This is a genomic window from Serratia sp. YC16, from assembly GCF_009707615.1.
In the GTDB taxonomy this organism is placed as follows: Bacteria; Pseudomonadota; Gammaproteobacteria; order Enterobacterales; family Enterobacteriaceae; genus Serratia; species Serratia surfactantfaciens.
This window is the reverse complement of record NZ_WLYN01000002.1, coordinates 605804-618561: the sequence shown is the minus strand read 5'-3', so window position 1 is coordinate 618561 and position 12758 is coordinate 605804. Positions and strand designations below refer to the sequence as shown.

At 57.2% G+C, this 12758-nt stretch carries 14 protein-coding genes and 1 tRNA gene; 4 read left to right on the top strand and 11 right to left on the bottom strand.

Annotated elements, in window-relative coordinates:
* Window positions 1–61 precede the first annotated feature (61 nt).
* The 5 genes from GKN89_RS10305 to uvrY form a co-directional block, all read right to left on the bottom strand.
* Complete coding sequence (locus GKN89_RS10305; protein ID WP_154746915.1) at window positions 62–937, bottom strand: alpha/beta fold hydrolase; 876 nt, start codon at window positions 935–937, stop codon at window positions 62–64.
* A 227-nt stretch (window positions 938–1164) separates the two neighbouring features.
* Window positions 1165–1240, bottom strand: a tRNA-Gly gene (locus tag GKN89_RS10300).
* Between the two features lie 144 nt (window positions 1241–1384).
* Window positions 1385–1933, bottom strand: coding sequence for a CDP-diacylglycerol--glycerol-3-phosphate 3-phosphatidyltransferase (gene pgsA / locus GKN89_RS10295; RefSeq protein WP_025160331.1), 549 nt, complete (start codon window positions 1931–1933; stop codon window positions 1385–1387).
* Window positions 1934–1991: 58 nt separating this feature from the next.
* Window positions 1992–3824 carry an excinuclease ABC subunit UvrC gene (gene uvrC, locus GKN89_RS10290; RefSeq protein WP_370520192.1) on the bottom strand — a complete coding sequence of 611 codons (1833 nt, stop codon included), beginning with the start codon at window positions 3822–3824 and terminating at the stop codon, window positions 1992–1994.
* Window positions 3817–4473 carry a UvrY/SirA/GacA family response regulator transcription factor gene (uvrY, locus tag GKN89_RS10285; protein ID WP_025160332.1) on the bottom strand — a complete coding sequence of 219 codons (657 nt, stop codon included), beginning with the start codon at window positions 4471–4473 and terminating at the stop codon, window positions 3817–3819. Before uvrY ends, uvrC begins: the two co-directional genes overlap by 8 nt.
* Window positions 4474–5176: 703 nt before the next feature.
* Here uvrY and GKN89_RS10280 point away from each other — a divergent pair.
* Together GKN89_RS10280 and GKN89_RS10275 are read left to right on the top strand one after the other, a co-directional pair.
* Window positions 5177–5401, top strand: coding sequence for a DUF2594 family protein (locus GKN89_RS10280; protein ID WP_004927950.1), 225 nt, complete (start codon window positions 5177–5179; stop codon window positions 5399–5401).
* 122 nt (window positions 5402–5523) lie between these two features.
* Window positions 5524–5865: a GlpM family protein gene (locus tag GKN89_RS10275; RefSeq protein WP_019456464.1), complete on the top strand. Its 342-nt coding sequence runs from the start codon at window positions 5524–5526 to the stop codon at window positions 5863–5865.
* A 17-nt stretch (window positions 5866–5882) separates the two neighbouring features.
* On the opposite strand, the gene GKN89_RS10270 is transcribed toward GKN89_RS10275, so the two are convergent.
* Both GKN89_RS10270 and GKN89_RS10265 read right to left on the bottom strand, forming a co-directional pair.
* Complete coding sequence (locus GKN89_RS10270) at window positions 5883–6314, bottom strand: hypothetical protein (RefSeq protein ID WP_019456463.1); 432 nt, start codon at window positions 6312–6314, stop codon at window positions 5883–5885.
* Window positions 6315–6490: 176 nt separating this feature from the next.
* On the bottom strand, window positions 6491–6826 hold the full coding sequence (locus GKN89_RS10265; RefSeq protein WP_019456462.1) for a hypothetical protein: 336 nt from the start codon (window positions 6824–6826) through the stop codon (window positions 6491–6493).
* A 525-nt stretch (window positions 6827–7351) separates the two neighbouring features.
* Between GKN89_RS10265 and GKN89_RS10260 the strand changes: the two genes are divergently transcribed.
* Complete coding sequence (locus tag GKN89_RS10260) at window positions 7352–7711, top strand: hypothetical protein (protein ID WP_019456461.1); 360 nt, start codon at window positions 7352–7354, stop codon at window positions 7709–7711.
* A gap of 47 nt (window positions 7712–7758) precedes the next feature.
* Here GKN89_RS10260 and GKN89_RS10255 read toward each other — a convergent pair whose 3' ends face one another.
* The 4 genes from GKN89_RS10255 to GKN89_RS10240 are packed head-to-tail and all read right to left on the bottom strand — an operon-like array spanning window position 7759 to window position 11348.
* On the bottom strand, window positions 7759–9027 hold the full coding sequence (locus GKN89_RS10255) for an FAD/NAD(P)-binding oxidoreductase (RefSeq protein ID WP_154746914.1): 1269 nt from the start codon (window positions 9025–9027) through the stop codon (window positions 7759–7761).
* On the bottom strand, window positions 9020–9280 hold the full coding sequence (locus GKN89_RS10250) for a (2Fe-2S)-binding protein (protein WP_019456459.1): 261 nt from the start codon (window positions 9278–9280) through the stop codon (window positions 9020–9022). The genes GKN89_RS10255 and GKN89_RS10250 overlap by 8 nt, the downstream gene beginning before the upstream one ends.
* On the bottom strand, window positions 9277–10401 hold the full coding sequence (locus GKN89_RS10245; protein WP_154746913.1) for an FAD-binding oxidoreductase: 1125 nt from the start codon (window positions 10399–10401) through the stop codon (window positions 9277–9279). Before GKN89_RS10245 ends, GKN89_RS10250 begins: the two co-directional genes overlap by 4 nt.
* The gene (locus tag GKN89_RS10240; RefSeq protein WP_154746912.1) at window positions 10401–11348 is read right to left on the bottom strand and encodes a 4-hydroxyproline epimerase; all 948 of its coding nucleotides are present in this window, start codon (window positions 11346–11348) and stop codon (window positions 10401–10403) included. Before GKN89_RS10240 ends, GKN89_RS10245 begins: the two co-directional genes overlap by 1 nt.
* Window positions 11349–11737: 389 nt before the next feature.
* Here GKN89_RS10240 and GKN89_RS10235 point away from each other — a divergent pair, with 389 nt between their 5' ends.
* A complete protein-coding gene (locus GKN89_RS10235; protein WP_019456456.1) occupies window positions 11738–12592 on the top strand; it encodes an AraC family transcriptional regulator in 855 nt (284 codons plus the stop codon).
* Window positions 12593–12758: the final 166 nt, after the last annotated feature.

Genomic DNA, 12758 nt, shown 5'->3' with positions numbered 1-12758 from the left:
GGTCCATCGCCAGCAGCGGCCAGCGCCCCGTGGACGCTCTTTCTCATACCGACATAACACTTCACTTTGCCGATAGCCCTGCGATCAATCGCGGCCAAAGCACAGCGTGGCTGCGCCTGAACATGTTGATATGCCCTATCGCCCGACCATCAGTCTCCGCCGGCTGCAGCAAGTGAACCCTATGCCGCGCATTGGGCAATAGCCGCAGCCAGTCTGCAATACTGCACTGCGTTACCAACACGTCATCGGCTGCAGCAACCACGGCGATCGGTGCCTGGAACGCTTCATAATAATGACGTTGGATTTCCGTACCAAATGAGTTTTCCACGTAGCCTGGCCGCCGACACCAAGCGGCCCATTGCCGTGCGACGCCGGCGGGCAGATCCTCCCCCCACCCCAACCACTTTGCCGGCGCGTAGCCGAGCAACCGTACCGAAAGCGGAATATAGCCCCACATCAAGCCTATCGCCGTCGCCCTGAACGGCCAACGGATATTGCCGATATAGCCGGAGGAGGCGGAGACCGCCGTCAGGCTGCGTACCGCTTGGTAGTTGGGCATCAACCCCACCAGCTGAGCGCCGGCGCTATGACCGATCACATGCGCCTGTTGCGCTGCGGTTTTCGCCAGCAGCCAGTTCAGCGCCGCCGGCATATCCCGTTCACCCCAATCCTGCTTGCGGGCTTTAGAGTGTCGGACATGCGATTCCGCCAGAGAAGCGCCGATGCTCCGGTAGTCGAACACCATAACCGGATGCCCCTGCTCGCTCAGCCACTGCGCGAAGGCATAATAAAACCCTTGCTTAACGCCGGTGGCGGGGCAAATCAGCACCGGCGTTTTATTACCGCATGGGGCAGGAAAGTAGCTGCCGCTCAGCGCATAGCCGTCCGCTGCGATAAAATGGATCGTTTCATACGCCGCGTGAGTTTCTTCCTGCATGGCGCTGCTCCCGGCATAGCCAAAATTCTGCCGCTCATTCTTTCACCGTTTAACGGGCGCAGCCAGCAGTATGAAGACAACGGGAGAGATAACGTGAGGAGGGTCAATAATCGATATGGGAAGATGAAGAAAGGTTTAGCGAACGGCGCTAAAAAAGAAAACGAAAAAGGGGCCGAAGCCCCTTTTCGCTTGCCTGCCGAATCACTGGGATTCAACAGGCCAATATTTGGAGCGGGAAACGAGGCTCGAACTCGCGACCTCAACCTTGGCAAGGGTGCGCTCTACCAACTGAGCTATTCCCGCATTACCAGAACTGACTGATTTCTTTGCTATCTTTCGGCAATTCATCGTTGTCGTCTGATGCGATGCATTCTACTTACCTGACGTGATGAGTCAATAAAATTGTTGGCCCATCACGATCGTTTGCCGCTTTTTGCAGCGTATCGATCACGGTTCCAGCAGATCGTTGCGCGCTGCGTTCAAATATTGGAACATCGACCAGAAAGTCAGCACCGCCGCGATATACAGCAAACCGAACGCCACATACTCGACGGAACGATCCGGGCGCCACAGCAAGCCCACCAGCGACATCATCTGCGCCATGGTTTTCACTTTGCCGATCCAGGACACCGCCACGCTGCTGCGTTTGCCGATCTCCGCCATCCACTCGCGCAGCGACGAAATGATGATTTCACGGGCGATCATGGTCGCCGCCGGCAGCGTGATCCACCAGCTGTGGTAGTGCTCCGCCACCAGCACCAGCGCCACCGCCACCATGACTTTGTCCGCGACCGGATCCAGGAACGCCCCGAAGCGCGTCGTTTGTTTCCAGCGGCGTGCCAGAAAGCCGTCAAACCAGTCGGTGACAGCGGCAAACACAAAGATAACGGCGCATACCATCGGAGCCCAGCTGAACGGCAGATAAAACGCCAGCACAAAGAATGGGATCAGAACTACGCGAAACAGGGTAAGCCAAGTCGGTATATTCAATTGCATAATGCTACGGTAACTATCTGGCTAGAGTGGAAATTAAGAGTATGTTGCTACATTGCCCTCAGTGTTTCAATGCATTGTAGATCTTTTCTGCCAATGCTTGTGAAATACCCGGCACTTTTGCAATTTCCTCCACGCTGGCGTTCAACAAAGGTTGCAGTCCGCCCATATACTTCAACAGCACCTGGCGCCGTTTCGGCCCTACGCCCTCAATCAGCTCCAGTGCGCTGGTATTTCTGACTTTCGCTCTTCTCTGCCGGTGACCGGTAATCGCATGATTGTGTGAATCATCGCGGATGTGTTGGATCACATGCAGCGCCGGCGAATCCGGCGGCAGCGAAATCCCCTCGCCTTCCGGCACGAAGAACAACGTCTCTAATCCGGCCTTGCGATCCGCGCCTTTGGCGATGCCGATCAGCAGCGGTTTGTTCTTGTCCCAGGTCACATTCAGCGATTTGAACACCTCGTTCGCCATGCCAAGCTGCCCTTTGCCGCCGTCGATGAAAATGACATCCGGGATCTTCTTCTCTTCCAGCGCTTTGCCGTAGCGGCGCTTCAGCACCTGCGTCATCGCCGCATAATCATCGCCGGGTGTAATGCCGCTAATATTGTAACGCCGATATTCCGCGCGCACCGGACCATTACCGTCAAACACCACGCACGAGGCCACAGTTTGCTCCCCCATGGTATGGCTGATGTCGAAGCACTCCATACGGTTGATTTCCGTCAGGTTCAGCACTTTGGCCAATTCAGCCAGCCGCTGATGGATCGTCGACTGCTGTGACAGCTTGGTGGTCAACGCCGTTGCCGCATTGGTGCGCGCCAGCTTCAGATAACGAGCGCGGTCACCGCGCGGTTTGCTTTGGATCTGGATTTTTCGCCCCGCCAACTCGGAGAGCGATTCTGCGAGCAGATCTTTTTCCGGCAAGCTGAAATCCAGCAGGATCTCGCCGGGCAGCGTGCGCGCCTGGCTGCCCTGCAGATAAAATTGGCCGACGAAGGTTTGCACGACTTCGCCCATATCCGTGCCGCCCGGTACCTTAGGGAAATAGCTGCGGCTGCCCAGCACCTTGCCCTGACGGATGAACAACACATGCAGGCAGGCCATACCGGCGTCGAACGCCACGCCGATCACGTCCAGATCGTCGCTATCGCCCGACACGAACTGCCGTTCGGTGACGCGGCGCACGGCCTGAATTTGATCGCGAATGCGCGCCGCCTCTTCGAAATTCAGCAGCTTGCTGGCTTCTTCCATGCGCGCAATCAGCTGGTGCAACACCTGCTGATCCTTACCTGAAAGGAACAGCCGCACATAATCCACCTGTTGCCGATACTCTTCTTCGCTCACGAGGCCGGCGACGCAAGGCCCCAGGCAGCGGCCAATCTGATACTGCAGGCACGGCCGCGACCGGTTGCGATACACGCTGTTTTCGCACTGACGGATCGGGAACAGCTTCTGCAGCAACGCCAGCGTTTCGCGCACGGCGTAAGAATTGGGAAAAGGACCGAAATATTCGCCCTTGGCGTGTTTGGCGCCGCGATGCACCGCCAAACGGGGATGGGTATCCGCACTGAGAAAAATCAGCGGATAAGATTTATCGTCTCGCAAAAGAACATTATATCGCGGTTGGTACAATTTAATGTAGTTATGTTCCAACAGCAGCGCTTCGGTTTCGGTATGGGTAACCGTTACGTCTATTTGCGCGATATTTTTAACCAGCGTCTCGGTTTTACGGCTGCTGACCTGCTGCCGAAAATAGCTGGCGAGACGTTTTTTCAGGTCTTTGGCTTTACCGACGTAGATCACCGTGCCCGTGGCGTCGTACATACGGTAGACGCCGGGCTGGCTGGTGACGGTACTCAGGAAGGCTTTGGCATCGAAACGATCATTCACTGCTTAACAACGTCTCCGCATTGAACAATCCATGTCGGATGGCCAGGTGGGTCAGTTCGACGTCGCCGCTGATATTCAGCTTACTGAACATGCGGTAACGGTAGCTGTTCACCGTTTTCGGGCTGAGACTCAATTGCTCCGAGATCTCATTCACTTTTTTGCCTTTGGTGATCATCAACATGATCTGCAGCTCGCGCTCAGACAGGCAGCTGAACGGCGTTTCAGCCTGCGGCTCCAGCTGGCTAAGAGCCATTTGCTGGGCGATATCAGACGCGATATAGCGCTGCCCCGCATGCACGGAACGCAAGGCGTTAACCACTTCCTGCGGCGCGGCGCCCTTGCTCAGATAGCCGGCGGCACCTGCCTGCATCACCTTCGCGGGCAAGGGATTTTCAGTATGGATAGTCAACATGATGACTTTGACGTCGGGTGCATAGCGCACAATCTTGCGCGTGGCTTCCAGCCCGCCAATGCCCGGCATATTCATGTCCATCAGCACGATATCGACAGCGTTGCCACGGCACCATTTAACGGCGTCTTCACCGCACTGGGCCTCACCGACAACTTTTATACCTTTGATATCTTCAAGAATGCGTCGTATCCCTGCGCGCACCAGTTCGTGGTCATCAACAAGAAGAACGCTAATCAAGGAAAAATCTCCAAAAAAAGGGAGTAACGCAATCAGCCTCTGTTTTCGCCAGAGATATTACTTGTTTTTCAGACAAGAATGAACACAGATTAATACATACTGCCGAATAACTTTGCGGAGCAGAGCTGATTTTTCAATTTTAGCCGTCTATGCCGCCGATAAATCGTCACGCGGGGAAACATTGGCCGGATAAAATAATTTCGCTGCGCCGCATACAGGATAGCCTGACAATCATGCCGCAAGGGGAAATCTGTGTAAGCAATCACGACATGAATAATATTAACACGGTTGCCGGTTCTTTGTAATCATTTGATATTTAACGGCGAAGGAAGAACCACTACTGATGGGAACCTGCCCCCCTGAGTGCAAAACTATTATTCCCGTTGAATGCCGGCGAAATCAGCGCCATCAGCCCAAGATAATTATAATAACCCCAAGGATTCAACAATGACGAGCCGGACAAATACTTGTTAACCGTCTCGAAATAACTTGTCGATAATTGAATGGTTCGGTCATGCAGTGAGCGAGTTTTGCCCTGGAATGCGGCCCAAACAAGCCCGGTGCAGATGGCGGGCACATGCTATGCTATACTCCGCGCCCAGTTAAATTCGCCGCCGTGCCTGGAGCAACCTTTCTTAGCCCGCGCGCGGTGCGCCAAAGCAGTTTGTATCAGGCTACGGCCTCAAAAAAATCAGGAGAAAAAATGAGCAACGTTGATTTCACTACGTCTGCAAACCCGGAAATCTTGGCAACCGAGGTTGCCTGCCTCAAAGCCACGCTGACGCTGATCCTGAAATCGATCGGCCAGGCCGACGCCGGGAAAGTCATCATCAACATGGAACGTTTCATTGCCCAGATTGAAGATCCGACCCAGGCAGAAATCTTCAAGAACAGCATTCAGCAAATCAAGCACGCTTACCGTCAGTAAGCGTTGCGCCTCAGACCCGCGCTTCATGCGGGTCTACTTTTCCCCAAGCTAAGCCTCACCCCGTTGATCTTGCTCAGGCTTTCGGGCAGTGTGTTGGCATTCCCCCGACACCCGAGACCATTATGGGCATTCTTGTCAAAGCGCTGATCGGCGCGCTGGTCGTGGTTCTGATTGGCCTGCTGGCCAAAACGCGCAACTATTATATCGCCGGTTTAGTCCCGCTCTTCCCCACTTTCGCCCTGATTGCGCACTACATTGTCGGCAATGAACGTTCAATTGCGGCGTTGAAAACCACGCTGATTTTCGGCATGTGGGCGGTGCTGCCGTATCTGGTGTATTTGATTTCGCTGTATTTTCTGATTAACAGCCTGCGGTTGTCCGTCGCGTTAGGGGCAGCAGTGCTGTGCTGGATTGCAGCGGCGTGGCTTTTAATCACGCTATGGGGTTGGTGGCAAGGGCGTTAACGCCCTTGCCTCGGCAGTTACGGGCGCCCCGCCTGCAAAACGAAACCGCGCTGCCGGTCACCGGCGATACGCAGGTAGCGGCTCTCACCGGCGCGCAGCGTCATTGGCACGTTGCCACCGGTATCACGCCAAATACACAGGTGATTCTCGATCATATCTTGCCCGATGCTGATCGACGTATTGCCCGTCGGCACGCGAAACTCCGCTTTTTCTTTCGCGCCCAGCGAAGCGGCGAACTCGCCATTCACATAAACACCAGTGCGGCAACTGCCCGCCAGCATGCCGCTGTCGCGCACGACGACCACCGTGGCATAAGGCGTATCCGGAATATTTTGATAGAGCAGCAGACGGCTTGGGGGGGGTAATTCGGCCTGCTGCGGCGGCACGGCCTGGGTCGTACATCCCGTCAACAGTACAGAGGCAAAAAACAACGCGGCGTAGTGCTTCATCCTTGCTTGGCTCCTGAAGAAAATAATGCTCATCGTAACAAGAGAATAGCGGCCACCCGTAGTGCTAATGCCGCAGAGATGAAAAAATAGGATAACTTCCCAGTCTCCATCCATGACCAGTGAAGATAAGAAGATTCTGCATTAAACATATTGAAATAAAGACGGTTTTTACGAAATTATAACTTGACCATACCGCGTTGGATATCTGCCGCCAATGCGCCGCTGACGTAACTAAAACCATCCGGCGTGACGTAAACCCGGGTATGGCCACTCTCCGACAGCACGGCCACCATATATCCCAGACTGATCATTTCATGTGATGGGACATTCATCGGCGTAAGAAACCCGCGCCCGCGACACCACTGATAAAAACGGGTTCGCCCATATCCCAACACGGCGCCGACGTCAGCGAGGTACTTAAATGTATCATAATCCTCTGATGCTGAAGGTAAACCGTCATGGTTTTCAGACGTTTTCTTTATCCCAGGCAAAATAAACTCCTTTTTTTGCATCTGTCACTAACGGTTATCCTTCATCTGGAATGAATTTAAAAAATCCAAATTTAAAATGCAAATGAATTCCCTATAACTAAAAAGACTTTTATGGAGAAAATCTGAAAATAAAACCACAATAAAAAAACCGAAATAAAAAAATAGAGTATTAATACCGTGAATTAAATCTTTGGCATGGGTAAATATCCTAAACAAAAAATAATAGTGAAATCGCATAAGAAAATGCTTAGCCTGCATATTATACCGCACCACCCAAACGTTCACACAGTAACCGGATCATGACGGCGTAAGAGAAGGGATAAAATTACCGGGCCTGCCTCCTGCCCACATCATCAGATCACTGATTCCTGCAGACCTCCCGCCCCCATCTGCATCATCTATCGATGATCGTGTTTCCTCAATCACACCTAAACAATAACTATTATCATTTCCAATTATCGCTCCAGTTGATTACACTTTTTTGTGTCGCAGGTTGGGAATATTCCTAGACCGCGTCCTCAGGATAAAGAAAGAGTTAGGGACATTATGAAGAATTGTCGTTATTTGATTGTTTTGCCGTTATTGATGCTGACTGCCTGCACACAATGGGAAAGGCCTGGCGCAGTTGAGAGTACCCGGGATGCCGAATATGCCGAATGCCGCAGCCGCGGCTACGATCGCTTCCCGCCGGATGTGGTGCGGGACGTGGAGTTCAGCTACGAAAACAAATACATTCCTTGCGAGAAGAATAAGAAAGATTGCCCATCGGGATACCGTTATGACAAGGAGCCGTCAATTAAAACGGTGCAGACCGATCGCAATAAATCCGCTCGAGACGCCACCATCGAAGCCTGCATGTACGGCAAAGGCTGGCGGGAGAAAACCTACTATTGGCCGCAGTGGTGATGCAGCGAGCGTGGTTCGGACTGAAACGCCACTGCGGCAATGTCCCATCAGTTATCGTCGCTGCTGCAGAGCTTCCCCAGAGCAGCCAGCGTTTCCGTTCTCACCGGCGTTAAAGGAACGCGCGGCGCCGGCAAAGGCCATCCCAACAGTTGCCGCGCCGCCGCCGCACAAACCTTGCCCTGACAGGCCCCCATGCCGCAACGGCTGCTCAGCTTGGCCGTGTTCCAATCCGGCTGATGACGTACCTGTTCCAACGTGACGTCTTCGCAGCGGCATAGCAACGTCTGCGGTTTAGCCAGTGAGTTCACGCGTTCATCGAGCCGAAAGGCGCTCGCCGTCGCCGTGGCGAAATGACGCCACCGCCGCCGTTGCGCCGCCAGGGCCTCGGCTTTTTCCTGCTGCCCGGTGGCGGCATAACCGGCGATGGCGCCTTCGGTGAGCGCCAATTCACTGCCGCCGATGCCGGTACACTCCCCGGCGGCATAAACTTGCGCCAGGCTGGTTTGCTGCCAATGATCAACCGCTACGGCGTCGTGTTCTATTCTGCACCCTAGCAGCATCGCCAGCTCAATGTTCGCCACCAAACCGAAGCCGCAGGCCAGCCTGTCGCAGGCCACCGTACTTTCCCGCCCGCCAATCTCGACACGCACCAACGCCAAGCGCTCTTGCCCCAAGGCCGCCAGCACCCGGCTACCGGCGCGATAATGGCTTGGCATCAGAGAGAAGGCCTGACGCAGCTTGCCCGGCCAGCGCCACAGGCCGCCGGCGAACGCCGCCAACCGCCATAGCGGCGCCTGTTCAGCCACCAGCACCACCTCGCCGCCGGCCTGCTTCACACTGCGCGCCACCGCCAGCAGCAGCGGACCGCTGCCGGCGATAACCACCCGCTCGCCGCGCATCGTCAGCCCCTGCTTGATTTGCGCCTGTAAACCGCCTGCGCCGGTCACCCCCGGCAGCGTCCAGCCGGGAAACGGCAGCAGCAGCTCGCGGGCACCATGGCATAAAATCAGCTTTTTATAGCGAATCACGCCACAGCCTTCTGCGTCTTCATACGCCAATCGATCGGCGCCGCACCGCGCCACCAGTTTGCAACCGGACTGCAGCACAATATTTTCCCGCGCCGCCAGCGCCTGCCGATAGCGGTTCGCCGCCTTAGGCAGGATCACCTGCGGCCCATCGCGCCAAATTTGCCCGCCGGGGCGCGGATTATCATCGATCACCCGCACCAGCCCCCCACTCTCCGCCGCAGCCAACGCTGCCGCCATGCCGGCCGGCCCAGCGCCGACGATCAGCACTTCGCAGTCAAAGTCACTCATCATCGCTCCTCTCGATGCGCATGCCGGACTGGCACAGCGTCTGGCAAGCCAAACGACGCAGGCCGTTTATGGTCACCCGACATTCCTGACAAACGCCCATGCCGCAAAATGGCGCGCGCGGCTGGCGTGAAACCGACAACCGACAACGATCGGCGCCACACAGACTGAGCGCCGCCGCAACGCTGATGCCAACCGGCACCCGGCAGGGTTCGCCGTCGATGCTCAACATGAGCGTATTTTGCCTTTCGTTCATACAGCCAGTTCCTCGGCGGCAAATGCCCGCGCCGCCAAATACGGGGAGTCGTCAATCTCCGTCGTTTGCCGGCCGATCTGCGCGGCGATCAACGCGGCGCTGCCGAGTGCAGTCGTGACGCCTAACCCTTCGTGCCCCAACGCCAGCCACAGCCAGGGATGGTGCGGATGCGCGCCCAGCAGCGGCAACCCGTCGTTCGAGGCGGCGCGCAGCCCGGTCCAACAGCGAATGATGTTCATCTGCGCCAATGCGGGCAAAAAATGCTGCGCACGCATGAGCATCGCCGCCAACAGCGGCATATCCAATGACGAGTCGACGGAATCGAATTGGCGGGAAGAACCGATCAGCCATTGCCCGGTAGGCCGCGCCTGCACATTGAATGCCACCGATGTGCCGTCGCTGGCGTGCGCGCTGGCGCCATACCCCAGCTCCACCAGCTGATGCCGCACCCGCGCTGGGTAGCGATCGGTGATCGCCAGGTGCCCCTTTTTGGCGTGCAGCAACGGTTGCGGCAACAAGACATTGGCCCGCAGGCCGCAGGCCAAAACCACCACCGGCGCAGCCAACTCTCGGCCATCCGCCAACCGCACCGCCTGCTCGTCCAGCGCGACCGCTTCACCCTGCACCACGTCGATCGCCGCGCCAGCATCGGCCAACAGCCAGCGCGCCGCCTGCGGCGCATACAAAATACCGTCTCCCGGCACTCGCAGCCCACCGGCCAGGCCAGGCCGCAACATCGGCTCGATGGCGGCGATCTGTTCCGCCGTCAGCAGCTCTGCGGCCACGCCCCGCTCCGCCAGCCGCGCTCGCTTTTGCTCGGCGATGGCCATTTCATCGGCTTTATCCGCCAGCCACAGCGTACCGCAGCCGCGCCAGGCGCATTCTTCCGGCATCCGCCCCGTCACGTCACGCCACAGCCGCAGTGAATAAGCACTCAACGCCAGCTCGGCCGGATTATCGGCCATGCACACCAAATGCCCCATGCCGGCAGCGGTAGCGCCGGCGCGGCGATCGTCCACCACCAAGACGCGATAGCCTTCCCTCGCCAACCGCCAGGCGCAGGCGGCGCCGATGATGCCGGCACCCACCACGATCGCATCGGCTGCCCGCCCGGCGCCCATCAGCGTATACCCCAGACGAAGGGATCGCGTTCGTCGAGCAGCAGCTGGCTATCGGCACACACGTAGGCTTGCCCGCGGATATAGGGGGTGATGCGCTCACCGTTCCAGCGATAATAGGCCTGGAATTCGCTGCCGATCACGCTGGCCTGCCGCCAGGGAGTATCCGGCGGCAGTTTGCCGTCCGCCGCCAGACACGCCAGTTTGGCGCTGGTGCCGGTGCCGCACGGCGATCGATCGTAGGCTTTGCCGGGGCATAACACGAAGCTGCGGCTGTCGGCCCGCGGGTCGTCACCGAACAGTTCGATATGATCTATCACCCCGCCGTCTTCACCACAGATGCCCGCCTGCTCCAGCGCCTGCCGCACCGCCCAGGTGAACGCGGTCAGCGCCTCCAAATTTTGCTTATCGATGGGCAAGGGCGACTCACCGATCAGGAAAAACCAGTTGCCCCCCCAGGCGATGTCCCCCGTCACCGAGCCATAACCCGCCACCTCAACCCGCACCTCATGGCGATAACGATAAGCCGCCACGTTCTCCACCGTCACACTGCCGTCATCGTGCAGCGTAGCGTTTACCGGGCCGACCGGGGTCTCGATCAGATGGCGCCCGGCGCGGATGCGCCCCAGGTGCGCCAGCGAAGCGATCAGCCCGATAGTGCCGTGGCCGCACATGCCCAGATAGCCGGCGTTGTTGAAAAAGATCACCCCGGCGGTGGCCTGCGGCGAACAGGGAGAGCACAGCAGCGCCCCCACCAACACGTCATTGCCGCGCGGTTCGAGCATCACCGCACAGCGCCAGTGATCATAATGTTGCGCGAAATTCGCCCGCCGTTCCGCCATGCTGCCTGCGCCGAGATCGGGAAAACCTTCGACGATCAGCCGGGTCGGCTCCCCGCCGGTATGAGAATCGATCGCCCGCAAAGCGGTGATATGCGCTGAAAGTGCCATCGGCGTCTCCAGGGTTAATGAGATGTTACCAATAGCAGTAGCCTGAACGAATGCGAACATGACGGCTTGATGCGTTTCGGCGTGGCGAATGAAGAAATCAGCACAGTGATAAACGTCAGACCTGGCGCGTCGCGGGTATGAGTTTAACGAACGCCATAACAATAACTTATTTATCATAGCCTTACTTTCATGCTAAACCACCGAGTAGCGAGAGACGCCGCAGTTTTCAAGCAACCGCCAAGCGCAGCGCGACAAAAGTATGCGGCAATCCGCATATTTAATAACCGGCCGGAAATAGCGCTTGATTCGTTACGGGAAAGTTAATATTGATGCGAAAGCGCCAACCTGGCCCGCCTGTTATTCCGGCTAACGATCGAAAAGGGAATGCTATGCGAACCACTTCAGCCCCTCAGCCTCAGGTTTCTCTCTCGCCGCCTTCGCTCGCGGGGCAGCCTGAACAGGAGGACATTTTCGCCGTCGAGCATCTGTCGCGCCTGTGCGATGGGCTGGCGCAGCAGCGCCCGAACAACCTGCGCGATCTGTTGAATACGCTGGCGCTGATCGCACCGTTGCTGAACGCGATTCCCAACGTGGTGTTCTTTATCAAAGACGCCCAGGCCCGCTACCTGCTGGCCAACCTGACGCTGGCCAGGCGCTGCGGTTTCAAGACCGTCACACCACTGCTGGGCAAGACGTCCGCCGACGTGTTTCCCGCGCAGCTCGGTTCCGGCTATACCGAGCAGGATCTGCGGGTGTTGCGCCACGGCGTGCTGATCCAGGATCAGCTGGAAATGCATCTGTACAACGGCCGTGAAACCGGCTGGTGCCTGACGCAAAAGCTGGCGCTGTACGACGCACAGGGAAAAGTCATCGGCATGGCGGGCATTTCCCACGACCTGCAGGAAGCCAGAGCCAATCACCCTGCTTATCAACGACTGGCGGCGATCGACGTGCACATCCGCCGCCACTACGCCAGGCCGATCGCGCTCGAGGAGTTGACGGCGCTGACCGGTTTGTCGGTGGCGCAGATCGAACGCTACTGTAAACGCATCTTCCACCTCACCCCGCGCCAGATGATCCACAAAGTACGGCTGGAAAAGGCCACGGAACTGCTGGCCGGCGATCTGCCGATCACCGACATCGCGCTGCAGTGCGGCTATACCGATCACAGCGCCTTCAGCCGTCAGTTCAAAGCGATGACCGGCTCCACGCCGCGCGATTTCCGTCTGACGCTTTCCGCTTAATGCGCTGATCTACCAGATTAAAAACATCTTCTCATGGCGCACCGGCGCCCGATTTTCGCATGCCCGCCTCTTGGCGCTACTGTGCCAATTTCGTCGTGGCAATCGGCGAAAAGCGTCAAGCCTCCCTGTGCAATACCGGTCAATCTGTCGGTGAGTTTCACCAACG